Origin of the sequence: Hephaestia mangrovi (assembly GCF_019880555.1) — a bacterium.
Classification (GTDB): Bacteria; Pseudomonadota; Alphaproteobacteria; order Sphingomonadales; family Sphingomonadaceae; genus Sphingomonas; species Sphingomonas mangrovi.
In genome coordinates this window covers 276,266-292,554 of record NZ_JAINVU010000001.1, presented here as the reverse complement: position 1 = coordinate 292,554, position 16,289 = coordinate 276,266, and the positions used below count along the sequence as shown (strand labels likewise).

General features: G+C 68.2%; 19 protein-coding genes. 4 read left to right on the top strand and 15 right to left on the bottom strand.

Annotated elements, in window-relative coordinates:
* Positions 1-255, bottom strand: a complete 255-nt coding sequence (locus K7G81_RS01295; RefSeq protein WP_255586468.1) for a 3TM-type holin — start codon at positions 253-255, stop codon at positions 1-3.
* Positions 248-796 (bottom strand): glycoside hydrolase family 108 protein, encoded by a 549-nt coding sequence (locus K7G81_RS01290; RefSeq protein WP_223028931.1) that lies wholly within the window; start codon positions 794-796, stop codon positions 248-250. Before K7G81_RS01290 ends, K7G81_RS01295 begins: the two co-directional genes overlap by 8 nt.
* A gap of 87 nt (positions 797-883) precedes the next feature.
* Between K7G81_RS01290 and K7G81_RS01285 the strand changes: the two genes are divergently transcribed.
* Together K7G81_RS01285 and K7G81_RS01280 are read left to right on the top strand one after the other, a co-directional pair.
* Complete coding sequence (locus K7G81_RS01285; protein ID WP_223028930.1) at positions 884-1,654, top strand: SDR family NAD(P)-dependent oxidoreductase; 771 nt, start codon at positions 884-886, stop codon at positions 1,652-1,654.
* Positions 1,651-2,559, top strand: a complete 909-nt coding sequence (locus K7G81_RS01280) for a glycoside hydrolase family 130 protein (RefSeq protein ID WP_223028929.1) — start codon at positions 1,651-1,653, stop codon at positions 2,557-2,559. Before K7G81_RS01285 ends, K7G81_RS01280 begins: the two co-directional genes overlap by 4 nt.
* A gap of 166 nt (positions 2,560-2,725) precedes the next feature.
* On the opposite strand, the gene K7G81_RS01275 is transcribed toward K7G81_RS01280, so the two are convergent.
* From K7G81_RS01275 to K7G81_RS01265, 3 genes are read right to left on the bottom strand one after another with little or no spacing between them, the layout of a single operon-like run.
* Positions 2,726-3,481: an ATP-binding cassette domain-containing protein gene (locus tag K7G81_RS01275; protein ID WP_369412002.1), complete on the bottom strand. Its 756-nt coding sequence runs from the start codon at positions 3,479-3,481 to the stop codon at positions 2,726-2,728.
* A complete protein-coding gene (locus K7G81_RS01270; RefSeq protein WP_223028928.1) occupies positions 3,442-4,398 on the bottom strand; it encodes a hypothetical protein in 957 nt (318 codons plus the stop codon). The genes K7G81_RS01275 and K7G81_RS01270 overlap by 40 nt, the downstream gene beginning before the upstream one ends.
* A 3-nt stretch (positions 4,399-4,401) precedes the next feature.
* Positions 4,402-5,730 carry a dihydroorotase gene (locus K7G81_RS01265; protein WP_223028927.1) on the bottom strand — a complete coding sequence of 443 codons (1,329 nt, stop codon included), beginning with the start codon at positions 5,728-5,730 and terminating at the stop codon, positions 4,402-4,404.
* A 44-nt stretch (positions 5,731-5,774) separates the two neighbouring features.
* On the opposite strand from K7G81_RS01265, the gene ygfZ reads away from it, so the two are divergent.
* Positions 5,775-6,503, top strand: a complete 729-nt coding sequence (gene ygfZ / locus K7G81_RS01260; RefSeq protein ID WP_223028926.1) for a CAF17-like 4Fe-4S cluster assembly/insertion protein YgfZ — start codon at positions 5,775-5,777, stop codon at positions 6,501-6,503.
* On the opposite strand, the gene K7G81_RS01255 is transcribed toward ygfZ, so the two are convergent.
* The 6 genes from K7G81_RS01255 to K7G81_RS01230 all read right to left on the bottom strand — a co-directional run bounded on the left by K7G81_RS01255 (position 6,497) and on the right by K7G81_RS01230 (position 11,900).
* The gene (locus K7G81_RS01255) at positions 6,497-6,919 is read right to left on the bottom strand and encodes a VOC family protein (protein ID WP_223028925.1); all 423 of its coding nucleotides are present in this window, start codon (positions 6,917-6,919) and stop codon (positions 6,497-6,499) included. The two genes, ygfZ and K7G81_RS01255, sit on opposite strands and share 7 nt — an antisense overlap.
* Before the next feature lie 4 nt (positions 6,920-6,923).
* Entirely contained in the window at positions 6,924-8,225 is a 1,302-nt protein-coding gene (locus tag K7G81_RS01250; RefSeq protein ID WP_223028924.1) for a UDP-glucose dehydrogenase family protein, read from the bottom strand.
* 251 nt (positions 8,226-8,476) lie between these two features.
* Positions 8,477-9,601 carry an OmpA family protein gene (locus K7G81_RS01245; RefSeq protein ID WP_223028923.1) on the bottom strand — a complete coding sequence of 375 codons (1,125 nt, stop codon included), beginning with the start codon at positions 9,599-9,601 and terminating at the stop codon, positions 8,477-8,479.
* Positions 9,602-9,724: 123 nt separating this feature from the next.
* Complete coding sequence (locus tag K7G81_RS01240) at positions 9,725-11,125, bottom strand: phage major capsid protein (RefSeq protein WP_223028922.1); 1,401 nt, start codon at positions 11,123-11,125, stop codon at positions 9,725-9,727.
* A 98-nt stretch (positions 11,126-11,223) separates the two neighbouring features.
* Complete coding sequence (locus K7G81_RS01235; protein WP_223028921.1) at positions 11,224-11,598, bottom strand: HK97 family phage prohead protease; 375 nt, start codon at positions 11,596-11,598, stop codon at positions 11,224-11,226.
* The gene (locus K7G81_RS01230; RefSeq protein ID WP_223028920.1) at positions 11,595-11,900 is read right to left on the bottom strand and encodes a DUF6127 family protein; all 306 of its coding nucleotides are present in this window, start codon (positions 11,898-11,900) and stop codon (positions 11,595-11,597) included. Before K7G81_RS01230 ends, K7G81_RS01235 begins: the two co-directional genes overlap by 4 nt.
* Here K7G81_RS01230 and K7G81_RS01225 point away from each other — a divergent pair.
* Positions 11,899-12,141, top strand: coding sequence for a hypothetical protein (locus tag K7G81_RS01225; RefSeq protein ID WP_223028919.1), 243 nt, complete (start codon positions 11,899-11,901; stop codon positions 12,139-12,141). The two genes, K7G81_RS01230 and K7G81_RS01225, sit on opposite strands and share 2 nt — an antisense overlap.
* Here K7G81_RS01225 and K7G81_RS01220 read toward each other — a convergent pair.
* The 4 genes from K7G81_RS01220 to K7G81_RS01205 form a co-directional block, all read right to left on the bottom strand.
* Positions 12,095-13,207 carry a phage portal protein gene (locus K7G81_RS01220; RefSeq protein ID WP_223028918.1) on the bottom strand — a complete coding sequence of 371 codons (1,113 nt, stop codon included), beginning with the start codon at positions 13,205-13,207 and terminating at the stop codon, positions 12,095-12,097. The genes K7G81_RS01225 and K7G81_RS01220 overlap by 47 nt on opposite strands.
* Positions 13,208-13,397: 190 nt before the next feature.
* Positions 13,398-14,132: an NRDE family protein gene (locus K7G81_RS01215; RefSeq protein ID WP_223028917.1), complete on the bottom strand. Its 735-nt coding sequence runs from the start codon at positions 14,130-14,132 to the stop codon at positions 13,398-13,400.
* Positions 14,133-14,280: 148 nt separating this feature from the next.
* Complete coding sequence (locus tag K7G81_RS01210) at positions 14,281-15,594, bottom strand: DNA-packaging protein (RefSeq protein ID WP_223028916.1); 1,314 nt, start codon at positions 15,592-15,594, stop codon at positions 14,281-14,283.
* Positions 15,591-16,109, bottom strand: coding sequence for a hypothetical protein (locus K7G81_RS01205; RefSeq protein WP_223028915.1), 519 nt, complete (start codon positions 16,107-16,109; stop codon positions 15,591-15,593). The genes K7G81_RS01210 and K7G81_RS01205 overlap by 4 nt, the downstream gene beginning before the upstream one ends.
* Between the last annotated feature and the right edge of the window lie 180 nt (positions 16,110-16,289).

Sequence of the window (16,289 nt, the reverse complement as noted above, 5' to 3'; positions counted from 1 at the left end):
TCAAGGCTGCCCCTTCGCCTTCCCCCATTGCCGCGCGACGGTGTAGCCGAGATACCCGGTGCCGAAGAGCGTGTAGAGCGGCTCCGGGATCGCGCGCAGATAAGCCGCGATCGCTGCGGTCATCGCCGCCGCGCGCGCCGCATCGATCGCCGCGATCAGCCCCATCGGGATCGCCCACAGGATCATCGCATACATCACGTAGAGGAAGGTCGGCCGCGCCCGGCGCGTCCAGCCGTCGTCGCCCGGCTCAGTCATGGCCGCCGACCCGGTTGGCCAGCCAACCATAAACGAATGCCTCGTCCGCCGGCCGCGCCTCGGCAAGATCGATGTAGCGCGCGCCCTGCAGGGCATCGACCGCGCGGATCAGCACCGCCTCCCCCGCCGCGCCCCGCCGCCGCAGATAGCCGTCGAGCGCCGCCAGCGTCTGTGCGCCGATCGCGCCATCCACGGCGACGTCGGGATAATCGCTCGCCCCGCGATTGAGCGCGTTCAGCGCGCGCTGCACGAAGCCCGCCGCCACCGCCGGCCCCATGTTGACGCCGGTATCGAACAATTCAGCGGCCAGCCTCGGCGCCCGCTCGGCTACCCGGTCGAGCCCCGGCCGCTCCCAGTAAAGCCGCTTGTAGATCGCCCGGGCCGTGTCGCGCGGCATGTCGCGCATCGCCCCGCTATAGCCCTGTTGCCGCGCCACCGTCTCGGTGATGCCCCAGCAGGTCGCGCCGCCACGATCGGCCGGATCGGTGCCATAGCCGCCCTCACGCGCGATCACCGCGTCGATCAGCGCATCCACATCCATCCCGCTTCTCCCCGTTTTGATGAAGGATTTTTCACGCAACCGCGCCCGCGCCGCCGGCGTTGACCCTGCGAACCAGCGGAGAACAAAATGACCAACCAGCGCAGCGTCGTCGTCACCGGCGCCGAATCGGGAATCGGCGCGGCGTGCGCGGCGGCCTTCGGCGCAATCGGCGACGCCGTCGCCGTGTTCTATTTCAACGACACCGCCGCCGCGTCCTTATCGGTCGCGGCCGTCGAAAAGGCCGGCGGCACCGCGCGAGCGATCCAGTGCGACGTCGCCGATCCGGCCTCGGTCGATCGCGCCTTTTCCGAAGCCGAACGGGCGTTCGGCCCGGCCTCGGTCGCAGTCAATTCAGCCGGCATCAACATGGCGGGCGTCAAGGTGCGTGACATGGCCGACACGCAATGGCAGCACATGATCGCGACGGACCTGACCGGCGCGTTCAACGTCTCGCGCCGCTTCATCCGTGGCAGGGAAAAGGCCAGCGGCCCGGCGGCCCTGATCCACATTTCCTCGATCCACGCCGCGGTCGTCCGCGCCGGCGGCGCCGATTATTGCGCGGCCAAGGCCGGCGTTACCAACCTCGTCGAAACGCTGGCGATCGAGGAAGCGCGCAACCACATCCGGGTCAATTCGATCCGCCCCGGCATGATCCTCACGCCGATGAACGAGCGCGCGGTCGAAGACCTCGCCTATCGCCACAAGCTCGAAGCGAATATCCCGATCGGGCGCGCTGGCCGGCCGGAGGAAGTCGCCGCCATGGCGCGCTGGCTCGCCTCGGATGAAGCCAGCTACGTCACCGGCGCCTCGTTCACCGTCGATGGCGGGCTGTCGCTCCTGCTGGGCGTCGGCGCATGACGCGGCGCACCACCCGGATCGATTTCAATGTCGAGGCGCTCGAACCGGTCATCCTCGAAGGCCCATCGGCGCTATCCGAGCGCAATCTGATGAGCCCCTATGTCTGGACCGAGCCCGACGGCCGTCTCGGCATCATGGTCCGCGCGGTGCCGCCCGCCGGCGGCGATCGCACCGATACAGGCATGATCTGGGCGGGCTGGAGCGACAACGGCATCGTCTTTCAGATGGACGACAATCCCGCGCTGACGCCCGGCCCCGATGCGCTCGATCGCGGCGGTGTCGAAGATCCCACCGTGGTTCGCACCGATGACGGCTACATCGTCTATTATACGGGCGTCGCCGCCGATCACGCCCATGGCAACATGCTCTATGCGACCGGCCCGTCACCCGATCGCCTCGTCAAACAGGGTATCGCGCTCGCATCGACCAAATCGACCGGCAACACCAAGGAGGCGACGATCGGCCGCACTGCCGACGGCCATTGGCGCCTGTGGTACGAATATGCGACCGGAGAGGCCTCGCGCGTCGGCCTGGCGATCGGCGATGGCCCGGCCGGGCCTTGGGAGGAACAGCCCACCCCGTTCCTGCCGCGCAAGGAATCGTGGGATAATTGGCATCTCTCCACCGGCCCGATGCTGATGACCGATCCCGGCTTTCCCGTGATGTTCTACAACGGCGCGACGCATGACGCGCGCTGGCGGATCGGCTGGGTCGCGTTCGATCGCGACTGCCGCCATGTCGTCGATCGCGGCATCGAGCCGCTCATCACCCCACCCCCGGTCGCCGACCGCACCGCCACCGACATCGCCTTCGCTGCGTCGGTCATCGACCGTGACGATGCCGTATGGCTCTATTATTCGCTCGAGGACCGCCGCCTCGCCCGCGCCTGCATCCGGCGCAGCTAGTCTGCGGCCCCTGAATTGCCGTCATGCTGAACTCGTTTCAGCATCCATGGCGCAACGCCGGCCGGCGCGCTCAACGGCGATGAAGCACATCGGTCCTGAAACAAGCTCGCTGGCGCCGGTTCGATCCTGACACCCTGTCGGCCGCACCGTATCCGTAACCCGCCGATCAGGATCGCCCGCGCAGCAACCCGATCATCCGCCGCTCGAAATCCGCCGGCGCCGCCCGCGCTGCAACCAGATCGGCCGGATCGATCGTCAAGGCCGCCTTGCCGTCGCTCAGCAGCAAGCCCTGGTCGCACGCCGCGATCAGCGTCGCGAGATCGTGCAGCGCCGTCACCAGCAGCAATCCGCGCTCTACCATCTGCCGCAGCGCCATCCGTACGTCATACGCCGCTACCGGATCGAGCCAGTTGAACGGCTCGTCGAGCACCACCGCATCATGTCCGCCGGCAAACGCACAGGCGATCGCCACGCGTTGCCGCATGCCCGCCGAGCAGGTTCCGATCGTCCGATCGATCAGGGCGTCGATCCCCAAAGCCGATCGCAATGGCCCCAATCGCTCGATCGCGGCATCCAGTGTGTCACCTGCCAGCCGCAGCACGTCCCGCGTGCGCAGGGCATCGGGCAGCGTCTCGATCGGCGGCGCGAACCCGATCCGCCGGGCGCGCGCGGCGCGATCGCCGGCATGGTCCACGCCGTCGATCAGCAACCGGCCCGCCGCCGTGGGCAAGCGCCCGGCGATCGCCCGCAACAGGCTGGTCTTGCCCGATCCGTTGGCGCCGATCACCCCGCACCACTTGCCGCCGTCGACGCCGAGCCCGACGCCATCGACCACGATCGCGCCATTACGCTCGACGCGAAGCTGCTCGACCGCCAGGCTGGTCATGCGATCAACCATGTCGCCGTGCGGGATCGCCGCCACAGCCATATCGATCCCGCCGCCAGCGCAGCCGGCGCCAGCACGATCGCCAACGCACCGGCAACGCCGCTCGCCGCGGCGAGCGCCATCACGATCAGTTCGCCGCTGCGCCGTCCGGCCATCCGCCAGGCCAGCAGCCGCAACGCCGCCCACCACAAGAGAATGAGCCCGATCAGCGCGGCGATCCCCGCCGCCGCCGGTCCTTCGACGATCGCCTCGATCAACGTCAGCCCGATCAGCCACAATGCCGCACGCCGCAACCGCACGAGTGCCGTCAACGGCCGACGACCGATCCGCGCCTCGAATCGAACCACCTCGGCGTCGGCGGGGCTCATCATCGCAACGATCGCCGCGATCGGCAGCGCCGGAACCCAGGCCGGCGCGGTCGGCCACCACAATGGCAGCGTCGCAATCGCCAGCGCACCGGTCGCGCCCACGCCATGGCGCAGCAGGTCGGTGCTCGGTCGAACCGAACCGGTCAGCCGCGCGCCCGCTCGCTGGTTCGCGAATGCCAGCGCAAGTCCGGCGGTCGCCCCCGCCAGCGCCGGAAACGCGGCACGCCGATCGATCACCACCGCCGTGCTGGCAACGACCAGCGCCACCACCGACCCCACGCCTAGCCGATATCGCCAGCCGCCGGCGCGCGACAGCACATCGGCGGCGAACAGATAGGCATCGCGATGGAAGCTCAGGCGCCGCGCCGCCAGCCGACCGCATTCCAGGCCGATCGCGCCGCCGATCAGCAGGGCGATGCCCTCGATCGCCCGGATCGGCGCGTCCGCGGTCGCTTGCCGCGTCCCCGCGACGATCAGCGCCAGCCCCGCCAGCACGAGCAATCGGTCGCTCCACCCCGCCAGTGCCGCTGCCGTCTCGCGCCGCGCCACCAGCAGATCATGGTAGATCGCGCGGTTGATGCGCACCGGTCAGGCCGCGAATTCGGTCGCCTCGAACCGGATCGGCGCGCCGCTCGCCGTATCAGCAAGCACGCCCTCCCACATCACGCGCCGGCCGCGGATGATGGTTCCCACCGGCCGGCCGGTCAGCGCCATCCCCGTGAACGGAGACCAGCCCGCGCGCGAGGCAAGCCAGCTCTCGTCGATCGTCCATTGCGATTTCAGGTCGACGATCGAGAAATCGGCGTCATAGCCCGCCGCGATCCGGCCCTTGCCGACGATCCCGAAAATCCGCTGCGCGCCGGCCGAGGTCAGCTCGATCAATCGCTGCAAGCTCATCCGCCCCTTGGCGACATGATCGAGCAGCAGCGGCAGCAGCGTCTGCACGCCCGGCATGCCGCTTGGCGAGTCGGGATAGGCCTTGCCTTTCTCCTCCAGCGTATGCGGCGCATGGTCGGATCCGATCACGTCGGGCACGCCCTGGTTGAGCCAGTGCCACAGGCCATCGCGATGCGCACCGGATCGGATCGGCGGGTTCATCTGCGCCAGCGTCCCCAGCCGCGGATACGCTTCCTCGCCGGCCAGCGTCAGGTGTTGCGGCGTCACTTCGCAGGTCGCGATATCCTTGTTCCGTCCGAGCAGTTCGAGCTCGGCGGGCGTCGTCACGTGCAGCACGTGGATGCGCCGCTTCGCCGCTCGCGCCAGCTTCAGGATGCGCTGCGTCGCCAGCATCGCGCTCTCGTCGTCGCGCCACACCGGGTGCGACGCGGGGTCGCCGGCGACGCGTTCTCCCTTGCGATCGTTCATCCGATGCTCGTCCTCGGCATGGATCGCCACCCGCCGATGGCCCGAAGCGAGCACGTCCGCCAGGCTCGAATCCTCCGAAACCAGCAAGTCCCCGGTCGAGGCGCCCATGAAGATCTTGACCCCCGCCGTCCCCGGCAACCGCTCCAGTTCGGCCAGCGCGGCCGCATTGGCGTTGGTCGCGCCGACGTAGAACGCATGGTCGCACCACATCCGCCCCTTGGCGCGCGCCAGCTTGTCGGCGATCGCCTCGGCGCTGTCGGTATTGGGCTTGGTGTTGGGCATCTCGAACACCGCGGTCACGCCGCCGAGCACTGCGGCCCGGCTGCCGGTTTCCAGATCCTCCTTGTGGATCATGCCCGGCTCGCGGAAATGAACCTGCGTGTCGATCACGCCGGGCAGCACGTCCAATCCCGTACAATCGATCACCTCCCCGGCATCGCCTGCCTCGCCGATCGCCACGATCTTGCCGTCGCATATGCCGACATCCGCCCGCACCGGCCCGCCGGGCGTGTGTACTGTCCCGCCGCTCAGTTTGAGATCGAACGTCGCCATCGCCAGCCCTTTCGTTATGTCCTGCGCCTCCCTACCTGTTCGCCATGGCCGAAACCACCCCGACGATGCTCGCCGACCGCGCCCTGATCCGCCTCGCCGGCGATGACGTCCGCGGCTTCCTGCAGGGGCTGGTCACCAGCGACGTCGCCACGCTGGACGCGGCCCACCCGCTGTGGACCGGTCTCCTCACCCCGCAAGGCAAGGCCCTGTTCGATTTCATTCTCTGGGCCGACGGCGATGCCGTGCTGATCGATTGCGAGGCCGATCAGGCAGAGGCGCTGGCCAGGCGCCTGACGCTCTATCGGCTGCGTCGCGCGATCACGATCGAGCCCGCCGCGGGCGCCGTCCATTGGTCGCTCGCAGGCATCGAAGGCGTGCCCGATCCTCGCCTCGCCGATCTCGGCCGTCGCTGGCTCGCGCCGGCCGCGGCGCCGGCCTCGGCTTGGCGCGAGCATCGCCTCCGCCTCGGCGTCACCGAAGGCGTGGCGGAGCTCGGGTCGGGCGAGACGCTCTGGCTCGAATGCAACGCCGCTGAGCTGAACGGCGTCAATTTCACCAAGGGCTGTTACGTCGGCCAGGAAAACACCGCGCGCATGCACTATCGCGCCAAGGTCAATCGCCGCCTCGTCGTCGCGCCGCTATCCGAACCGGGGGACCGCACCCGCGCGACCTATCCCGATCTCGGCCTGATGGTCGAATTGCGTCGCGTCGAATCGCTCGGCGACGCGATCATTCCGCCCTGGTTGGCCCCTGCGCTCGAGCCGGCTCAATAAGTCGGCCACAATCCCGGCGTCGCCAGCTCGAGCACATGCCCGTCCGGATCCTCGAAATAGAGGCTGCGCCCGCCGCGCGGCCAGTGCATCTCGCCCCGCATCGTCACGCCCGCCGCGGCGAGATGCGCGCGCCAAGCGTCATAGCTGTCGGCCGCGATTGCGAACGCCATGTGCAAGGGCCCTCGCCCGTCATGGCCGGGCACCACGCCGCGCTCGGACGGCATGTCGTCCACCGATTCCCCGCGCGCAAAGACCAGCAGCACGCCCTGGCGTCCGGCATCGAACACGGTCAGCCGCTCGCCCTCGATCATCGGCGCCAGCCCCAGCACGTCGCGAAAGAACACCACCGATCGCGCCATGTCGTCGACATAAAGCGCGGTCTCGAGCAGACCGTCGATCGGCGGCGGTGTGCTCACGCCATCACCGTCCGATCGAGCTGTACTGGAAATCGGTCCGCGCGATCTCGGCCGGCGAATAGATATTGCGCAGGTCGACCAGAACATTGCCAGCCATTTCCTGGCGCAAGCGCTTGAGATCCAGCGCGCGGAACGCATCCCATTCGGTCACGATCACCACCGCATCGGCATCCTTCGCGGCCTGATAGGCATCGCTGCAATAGGTCACGTCGGGCATGATGCCCTTGGCGATCTCCATGCCCTCGGGATCATAGGCGCGGATCGACGCCCCGCCATCGAGCAGCGTCTGCGCGATCGCGATCGAGGGCGCGTCGCGCATGTCGTCGGTATTCGGCTTGAACGTCAGGCCGAGCAGCGCGACCGTCTTGCCCTTGGCATCGTCGCCCAGCGCCTTGATCACCTTGCGCCCCATCGCGCGCTTGCGGCTGTCGTTCACCTTGACCACCGCCTCGACGATGTGGACAGGGCTCTCATAATCCTCGGCGGTCTTGAGCAGCGCCAGCGTGTCCTTGGGAAAGCACGAGCCGCCATAGCCCGGTCCGGCGTGCAGGAACTTGGGGCCGATCCGATTGTCGAGCCCGATCCCGCGCGCCACGTCCTGCACGTTCGCCCCCACCATCTCGCACAGGTCGGCAATCTCGTTGATGAAAGTGATCTTGGTCGCAAGGAACGCATTGGCGGCATATTTGGTCAATTCCGCTGTCCGTCGTCCGGTGAACAGCAGCGGGCTCTCGTTGAGATAAAGCGGCCGATAAACGTCGCGCATCACCTCGCGCGCCCATTCGTCCTCGGCGCCGATCACGATCCGGTCGGGCCGCTTGAAATCGCCGATCGCCGCCCCTTCGCGCAGGAATTCCGGGTTGGACACCACCGCGGTTTCGATCTCCGGCCGCGTTTCCTTCAGGATCGCCTCGACCTTGTCGCCAGTGCCGACCGGCACGGTCGACTTGTCGACCACCACCACCGGGCCGGTGATCGATTCCGCGATCTCCTTGGCGGCGGCGAACACATAGCTGAGATCGGCATGGCCGTCGCCGCGCCGCGATGGCGTGCCCACCGCGATGAAGATCGCATCGGCGCCGGCAACCCCGGCCTTGAGGTCGGTGGTGAAGGACAATCGTCCCGCCTCGACATTGGTCGCCACCAATTGATCGAGGCCGGGTTCGTAGATCGGCATGCGGCCGGCTTTCAGCGCCGCGATCTTGCCCTCGTCCTTGTCGACGCACACCACGTCATGACCGAAATCGGAAAAACAGGCCCCCGATACCAGCCCGACATATCCCGAGCCGATCATTGTGATACGCATTGTCTCGCTTTCCCTCCTGCGGAAGCGGCGCCGTGCCGCGGACGAGACCTGCCTCTACCAGCCCCGCCATCGAATGCCAGACCGCGCATTCGGATTAACGCGTCTTGCGCGGCCGAACATGCCGGCAGCGAGACGAACCACCTCATCACCGGAAGGCGCGCAACCGCTTTAAACGATTATCAAACCTCAAAGAAAAAGGGAGGCCGGCGAACCGACCTCCCTCAATCCGATCAACAGATCGGGTTTGGGAATTACATCCCCGAACCCGGCCCGTAGGTGATCTCCACGCGGCGGTTCTGCACCTCGCGAACGCCATCGGCGGTCTGCACGCGCGGGTTGGTTTCGCCGAACGCCTGGGTCGTGATCACGCCCTCGGGGATCGAGTGATCGACCATATAGGCCTTCACCGAGTCCGCGCGGCGCTGCGACAGCCCGACGTTGTAGCTGGCCGGACCCGAACGGTCCGCGTAGCCAGCCAGCATGACCTGCGCATTGCCGCAGCTCTGATAGGCCGTGATCGCATTGTCGAGGATCGACGCCGCTTCCGGCGTGATGTTCGACTTGTCCCATTCGAAGAACACGATGAACGGACCCGGCGAGCACGTCACTTCCGGCGGCGGCGGAGGCGGCGGCGGAGGAGGTGGCGGAGGCGGCGGGGGAGGCGGCGGCGGAGGCGGCGGCGGCGGGGCGCCGAAGTTGTACGTCAGCCCACCCATGATCGAGTGCGACCGGAAACGGCCCTCGAACTCGCGGTTGGTCACGTCGTACATCTTGACCTTGTCGGCGTTGAAGAACTTGTACTTCAACGAAACGTCGACATGGTCGCTGATCGGCGCACGGACGCCGGCGATCGCCTGCCAGGCGAACACGGTATCCGAATCGTCGAGGAACGGCCCGCCGCTGGTCAGCGCGTAATTCGCTGCCTTGACGCGAGCGACACCGGCACCACCGCCGACGAAGCCCTGGACGCCGTCATCGTCACCGAAATCGAGCAGGCCGTTGACCATGAAGCTGAGCGCCGAAGTGGAGCCCGAAGCGTGGTCAAACGTGCTCGCCGGAGCCGAGGCGAGAGCGCCACCGGTGGTGTAATACGGCGTACCAAGCGACGAATAATAAGAATCGAGGTTGGCATGCTGATAGCCAACTTCCGCTTCCAGCCGGAACGCGCCGAAATCGTAGCCAACATTGCCATCGACCGAGTAGCCGTACTTGCTGTTGACGACGCCGGCCTTGTCGGCCGAGCCGATATCATATTGGATATCTTCGACGATATTCGGACCGCCTTCCACACCCACGTACCACGAATGATCGCGGGCGAGGGCGGGAGAAGCGAGAGCGGTAGTGGAAAGTGCCAGTGCGACGGCAAGCTTCCGCATCGTAATCCCCTTTCTGAGTTGTCACTACGGACAGCCCAAACTCCCTATCGAAAGGAAGGTTTCCGCGCAAGCGAAACAAAATCGGCGCCTGTTGCCTAAACGCAACAATCCTAGCAGCTTGGATCACGCCGCGATCAGCCCGTGCGAGCGCAGCGCGCCGAGGATCGACGCGATCGCCGCGCGCGCCTCCGCGTCGATCGTGTCGCCCCCAGCCGGCGCGTCGATCGCCGCCTGCTGCGCGCCGACCACCTGCACGCCGCCGATCGAGACGCGTTGCCCGGTCAATTCGCCCGCCAGCCATGCGCCCGCGACGCGCCGCCAGACGATGCCCGCATCCTGCGCCCAGGCCGCCATCCCGTCGATAGGGTCGAGGAAGCGCCACCCGCCCGGTGTCCAGCCGGCGATAGCGCCGCCATGGCCACTCCAGTCGCCCTCCGGCGCCTCTCCCACAATCCAGCTTTGGCCGACGGCGGGCGCCGCCGGCGGCGTATCCACCCCGCCCGCGACCACTGACGCCTGAACCACGATATCGAGCCGCGCCGTCGCGTAGAAATTGACGAACGGCTTGTTGCTGTACGGATCGCGCAGGATCGCCGTCTCGCTGCGCTCGGCGATCAAATAGCCCGCCTTGAAATTACCGAACGCGATCGACAGCGAATTGGCGGCGATGTCGGGCATGTCCTCGGCCTCGATCACTGGATAGCCGAGCAGCGTCGCCGGCTGCCCCGCCGCCAGGCTTGGCTGCCACAGGAACGCGCCGTCGGTCGTCTTGAGTTTGCGAATCCGCGCCAGCGTTGCCGAATTCATCACGAACACCGCGCCCTGCCGATAGGGCGCGCGCAGCGTCTGCACCAGGTCGATCAGCCGCTCGTCGGGGTTGCTCCCGAAATCGCCCGACGCGCCCGACGCGAGATACTGCAAGGTCCCGAAACTGCGCGTTGCGTCGCTCGCCGTGCCGGTCGGCGCCGACAGGAAGCCCTTGGGCTGGTTCGTGCCGCTGCCCGCGACGAACGCCGATCCTTCCGCGGCGGCGAATTCCCGCGCGATCTCGCCCGCCAGCCATTGCTCGACATCGAACAGCGCGTCATCGAGCATCGCCTGGCTCGCGCTCGGATTGGCGTAAAGCTCGCCCATCGGCGGCGCGATCTCACTGAATACCGGCGTATCGGTCGTGTCGCGCGCGTCGGCCTCGCCCGCCCAGCCCGACGGCGTGCCCCCCGTCGTCACCAGCTTGCGATACCCCGCCGAGCCCACCTTCACGACATTGGCGATGCTGCGAATGGGCGAGATGCTCTTTAACGTCGCGTCGATCACCGCGTCGATTTCCTGCGGCACCGCATAGCCGCCACTATCGCCGCTTACCCCGGTAAACGCCTTCATCTCCACGCTCGCGCCGCTCCGAAGAAACCCCTCGAACGCCGCCGCCCGCGGCTCGCGCGCGCCCGCCAGCACCGGCCGCGCGACGGGCGCCGCCATCTCCACCTGCTCGAAACTCGCCTCGAGCGTATCCACCGTCTCCGTCATCACTTTCTCCCACCAGAAAAGATCCTCCCCGGCACGGGGAGGGGGACCATTCGCGCAGCGAATGGTGGAGGGGCGCCCGCCACGGACGCCCGATTTCGTTATTTCCCATCCACCGCATGCACCCGCGCCAGCGGCTGCATCGGCTGCGCGACCAGGCTCACCTCGACCAGCTCGAGCGCGGTCAACTCGCGCACCCGCCCGGCCCTCGCGCCCCGCACCCGATAGCCGAACGACAGTCCATCGACCGCGCCGGCACTGACCAGCCCGGCCAGCCGCGCGTCATCCACCCGCCCGATCACGCGCAACCCGCGCGCATCCTCGGCCAGGCTCTCGATCACGCCGACCGGCGCGCCGCCATGCTGCCACAGCAACGGCACCGCCCCCGGCGCCCCGAACGCGCCCACGCGCACCACGTCGCCGCCGCGATCGACCCGGTCGAACACCGCGGCGTATCCGGCAAAGCGGACGCTCACTTCACCCAGTCCCCGAACCCCAGCTTCACCGCCAGCCCGGCGAGCAGCAGCACGCTCATCAGCCGCACCACCCAGCCGACCGCCGCTTTCCATGCCGACCGTTTCGCATCGCGCCACGCCCGCAGCAGCTCGCGCAGCTCGGCTACGTCCCGCTCCGCCCCGTCATCCGCCAGCCCCAGCCGCGTCAGCGCCCGCGTCGCCCCCAGCTCGCCCGCTTCCTCGACGATCGCGCGCAGCGTCGTCAGGTCGCCTCGCGCATCCTCGGCTTGCGCCAGAAGCTGCGCCAATACGCTCGTTTCCATGGATCTCACCCTTGCCCGGCGCCCGCGCGCCGCTTACGCCACTGCCATGCGTGACCGCACCGCCGCCCTGCTGCTCGGCCTCCTCGCCACGCTGGCGTTCGTCGTGTTCGTGCTGTGGGACACCGATGCCGTGCTTAAGGCCAAGTGTCGTCACGCCGGCGGCACCTGGCAGGCCGGCGCCCGTATCTGCGCCATCAATGCGGCTCGATACCCAGCATCGCCCGCTTCTCCGCATCGCTGAGGAATTCCGCCGCGCTCACCTGCGCCCACAGCCGCTCGCGATCCCCGGAAAGCGCCGTCACGGCATCGAGATCGACCGCCAGCGCCGCGCCGGGCACCCAGCCCGCCAGCCCTTGCGCCAGCCCAGTCAAAATCGCCCCCGCCAGCGGCAGAATCGCCAGCCGCCACAACGCCTTGTTGGCTTCCTGGTAATTGGCGTAGGTATTGTCGCCCGGCAGCCCGAGCAGCATCGGCGGCACCCCGAAGGCGAGCGCGATCTCGCGCGCCGCCGCCGCCTTGGTGCCGGCGAAATCCATGTCCGCCGGGCTCATCGACAAGGCCTGCCACTTCAGCCCGCCGTCGAGCAGCATCGGCCGACCGGCGTTGCCCGCGCCGGCGAACCCCGCTTCCATCTCGCTCTTCAACCGCTCGAACTGCTCCGGCGACAGCGTCGCCCCGTCACCCGGCGCATAGACCAGCGCGCCCGACGGCCGCGCCGCATTGTCGAGCAAGGCCTTGGACCATCGCGTCGCCGCATTGTGGATCGCCACCGCGCCGGCCGCCGCGCCCAGGCACCCCAGCCCGTAATGATCGTCGAGCGGATTGAACGCCTTCAGATGGATGATCTCGGCCCTCGGACCATCCGCCGAAAGCTGCGCCACCCGATCCCCGACGCGGTAGCGATACGCCGCCGGCCACCCGCTCGCGTCGGGCTCCACCGTCACCCGCTCGGGCCGCAAGGCGAACAGCTCGGCAACTTCCCCCTCGGGCGTCGCCAACACCTGCACATAGGCATTGCCGTGGAGCAGCAGATACGCCGCCAGCGTCTCGATGAGCGGCTGTCCGCCCGATCGCGCAGCGACCAGCCCCGCCACCCGCTCGTCCGACGCGCTCACCGGCGACCCGCCGACCCCTTCGGCGACCAGCTTCACCGCTCGCTGCGCGATCGCATTGCCCAGATACGCCTCGCGCACCTGCGCCTCGTAAGAGCGCGGCCACTCCCCGATCACCACCGGATAGGATTGCCCACGCGCCAACGCCGGACGCGCCTCGACGCGCCCGGCCGCCTTCCAGCCGAACCATTTCATCTGCTTCTCCGAATATCCGCCGGGCCGCGGCCCACGCGTCGCCCCCGATCCCCATCCCTTTCCGTCACCCTGAACTCGTTTCAGGGTCCATGGACCAACACCGCCGCCGCGCGGGCCGGCAATTGTTGCACCATGGATGCTGAACCAAGTTCAGCATGACGGCGCTTTTTACCGCGAACTTCAGATCGTCCTAAACTGCCCAGCCGAACGCGATACGCGTCTCACCCGTCACCGCGCCATCGGCCCCGAACCGCCGCTCGGCGATCATCCCGCGCCCCTCGCGGGTGACCGTCACCACCGTGCTGCACCGCGTGCCATAAACCGGGTGCCGGATGAACACCGGCGATCCGACCGGCTCGCGCTCATCGCCATCCGTGTCGTCGAACCGCCGTTCGTCGCTGAGCGCCACGAACAGGTCCTCGATCTCGCCGGTATCCTCGGCGATCCAGCGCTCGACCGCGCCTTGCACCACCAGCGTCTTGGGCCAGGCCGCATCGTGCAGCCCGTTGGACAGGCCATAGGCGCCCGGGCGAAACGCTTTCACCATCGGCACCGGCCGGTTGCTCAACAAGGTCGCGCCGCCGCTATCGACCGCCAGCATGTTGAACGGATTGAACCCGTCCAGATCATCGGCGGAAACCGCCGCCACCCCGCGCGCCAGCACATCGCTCACCAATCCGCCGCGCGACGCCCTGGCCGGATCGGCCCCGCCCGCGCGCACATTGGTCACCACCGCGAACCGCCCGGCTTCGTTGACCCCGAGCCACGTCCCGCCGCCCACGACATCACGCCCGGCGATCGTCCCGCTCCCGTCATCCCATCGCGCCAGCGGCAAGCTCGGCCGATCGTGCATTTCATCGCGATTGCCCGCCGCCACCAGCTGCCATTTGGGAGCCGTCCGCCATGCCAAAGCCAGAACGCACATAAACACCCCCCGTCACCCCGGACCTGTTCCGGGGTCCAACCAGCCACATACCCCCGACCCTTCGATCTTGCGGCCCAATGGAGGCCGGAACAAGGCTCGCCCGAGCTCATCGAAAATCCCGGCATGGCGATTGCGCCAACCTCAGCCCTCACAACCACCTGACGCTCGCCTCGCCCCTTCGCCCCAGCATCAATTCCGCCAGCGCCCACACCAGCGCATCGGCGCGATCGGGTGATCGGCCCGGCCCTTCATAGCCGCCGCCGGCGATCATGCCGCACATCTCGTCCTCCAGCTGCGCGAACGCCCCGACATGGCTCACCCGCCCCGCCTCATACAGCGTCGCGACTGGCTCGGCCCGCGCGCTCTTGCCCCGCGTCGCGTGAACCAGCGCCACCGGCAGCCCGCAATCGGCCGCCAGCAGCACGCTCCTCACCATCGCCCCGCCCTGGTTGGCCTCGACGACCACGCGGTCGGCATGCCACCGCGCCGCCGCCCGCGCCACCGCCTGCGCCCAGCCCTCGGGGCTCGCGCCCGAAACGCTCGCATCGTCGAGCACATAGCCGCGCCCGTCGCGCCCCAGCCCGGCGGCGACGATCCCGCACGCATCGCCCCCGGTCCCCGCCGGCGGATCGACGCCGATCACCACCCGCACCAGCTCGGCCGCTGCCACCACCCGGCAATCGTCGAGCCCGGCCCGCGACCACAGCGCGCCGGTCAAATCCTCGATCAGTTCGCCGTCGAGTTCCTGCCGCCCCAGCACGCTCGCGCCATACATCCCCTGCATCGCCGCGACGAAGCTCGCCGGCAGATGCTCGTTGTCCGCCGTCCGCCCCAGCGTTTCGACCACGCCGTCCAGTTTCGTCACCCGCCGCATCAGCGCGGTCGGCCGCGGCGTCGTCGTCACCAGCACGCGCGGCCGTTCGCCGATCCGCATCGTCATCATCAGATTGTCCCAGGTAACGGTGCCGTTGCGCCATTTGGCAAGCTCGTCGCACCACGCCACCGCATGTTCCGGCCCGCGCAGTTTCTCCGGCGCCTCGGCCGAATAGACATAGGCGGTCGCGCCCGATGCGAACCGCAACTCCCCCGCGTCGCGCCGCCAGTCGAACCATTCGCCATGATGCGCCACGCGCAAAATGCCGCTCTCGCCCTCGATCATCACCCGGTGCACGTCCTCGATCGTCGCGCCGACCAGCGCGATCCGCCCCTCGGGCATCCCCCGCGCCATCGCGCTCACCCATTCGGCGCCGGCGCGCGTCTTGCCGAACCCGCGCCCGGCCCGGATCAGCCATATCCGCCAGTCGCCCGGCGGCTCGATCTGTCCGTCATGCGCCCATAACGGCCAGCGATGATTGAATTCGCGCCGCTGATCGACGCTCAGCGAGTAGAGCACCTCGCCCCGGCTCTCGGGATCGAGTGCCATCATCCGCGCGAACAGCGCGCGGCCCCAGTCGCCGCTCATTCGGCACCGGCTTGCTTCTGTTTGGCCAACCGCCGCTCGACCGCTGCCAGCTTCTTTTCGAGCGCTGCGTCCGTTTCTTCCTGGGTCACCGTCACGAAGATGCGCCCGCGCCGGTCATTACCATGCGCCTTCTCGCTCTTGCGCATCTGCAGCACCTTGATCGCCATCGCCGGATCAAACTCGGCCGTCTCGATCCGCTCCCGCTCCGCCTCGGTCGGATTCTCGTCCTCGCCGTTCGCGACTTCCGCCCCCAGCGTCCGCGCCAGCAGCTCGGCCTCCAGCCGGTCATATCCCTCCTGCAGCGCTTCTTCGTAAAGCTTGGCGAACGCCGGATCGCGCGCCTTCAGCGCCCGCACGCTGCGCTCGTTCATCCCGCACCGCCGCGCCGCATAGGCTGCGTTGCACGTCGCCGCGAAGGCATCGAGAAACAACGCCCGCTTCGCCTTCGTCCATCCGTCGACACGGGCGTCGCGCTTCTGCACCCGGCGCCCGTTGCTCCCTGCCAGAACGCTCATACCCACCCCCAAACACATCGGGCCGGCAACGATCCACGATCGCCCCGGCCCGGACATCATTCCCGATTTCAACAAAAACCACGGCCCGGTCCGACGGAACCAAAGGCCCCGATAAGAACCGTCACCCTGAACTTGTTTCAGGGTCCATGGACCAACGCCGCCGCCGCGCGAGCCGGCAAT

What these genes read in the sequence shown, in the direction of transcription:
- K7G81_RS01295 (WP_255586468.1), bottom strand. Translation starts at nt 255, where the DNA reads ATGACTGAGCCGGGCGACGACGGCTGGACGCGCCGGGCGCGGCCGACC.
- K7G81_RS01290 (WP_223028931.1), bottom strand. Translation starts at nt 796, where the DNA reads ATGGATGTGGATGCGCTGATCGACGCGGTGATCGCGCGTGAGGGCGGC.
- K7G81_RS01285 (WP_223028930.1), top strand. Translation starts at nt 884, where the DNA reads ATGACCAACCAGCGCAGCGTCGTCGTCACCGGCGCCGAATCGGGAATC.
- K7G81_RS01280 (WP_223028929.1), top strand. Translation starts at nt 1,651, where the DNA reads ATGACGCGGCGCACCACCCGGATCGATTTCAATGTCGAGGCGCTCGAA.
- K7G81_RS01265 (WP_223028927.1), bottom strand. Translation starts at nt 5,730, where the DNA reads ATGGCGACGTTCGATCTCAAACTGAGCGGCGGGACAGTACACACGCCC.
- ygfZ (WP_223028926.1), top strand. Translation starts at nt 5,775, where the DNA reads ATGGCCGAAACCACCCCGACGATGCTCGCCGACCGCGCCCTGATCCGC.
- K7G81_RS01250 (WP_223028924.1), bottom strand. Translation starts at nt 8,225, where the DNA reads ATGCGTATCACAATGATCGGCTCGGGATATGTCGGGCTGGTATCGGGG.
- K7G81_RS01245 (WP_223028923.1), bottom strand. Translation starts at nt 9,601, where the DNA reads ATGCGGAAGCTTGCCGTCGCACTGGCACTTTCCACTACCGCTCTCGCT.
- K7G81_RS01240 (WP_223028922.1), bottom strand. Translation starts at nt 11,125, where the DNA reads ATGACGGAGACGGTGGATACGCTCGAGGCGAGTTTCGAGCAGGTGGAG.
- K7G81_RS01225 (WP_223028919.1), top strand. Translation starts at nt 11,899, where the DNA reads ATGGATCTCACCCTTGCCCGGCGCCCGCGCGCCGCTTACGCCACTGCC.
- K7G81_RS01230 (WP_223028920.1), bottom strand. Translation starts at nt 11,900, where the DNA reads ATGGAAACGAGCGTATTGGCGCAGCTTCTGGCGCAAGCCGAGGATGCG.
- K7G81_RS01220 (WP_223028918.1), bottom strand. Translation starts at nt 13,207, where the DNA reads ATGAAATGGTTCGGCTGGAAGGCGGCCGGGCGCGTCGAGGCGCGTCCG.
- K7G81_RS01215 (WP_223028917.1), bottom strand. Translation starts at nt 14,132, where the DNA reads ATGTGCGTTCTGGCTTTGGCATGGCGGACGGCTCCCAAATGGCAGCTG.
- K7G81_RS01210 (WP_223028916.1), bottom strand. Translation starts at nt 15,594, where the DNA reads ATGAGCGGCGACTGGGGCCGCGCGCTGTTCGCGCGGATGATGGCACTC.
- K7G81_RS01205 (WP_223028915.1), bottom strand. Translation starts at nt 16,109, where the DNA reads ATGAGCGTTCTGGCAGGGAGCAACGGGCGCCGGGTGCAGAAGCGCGAC.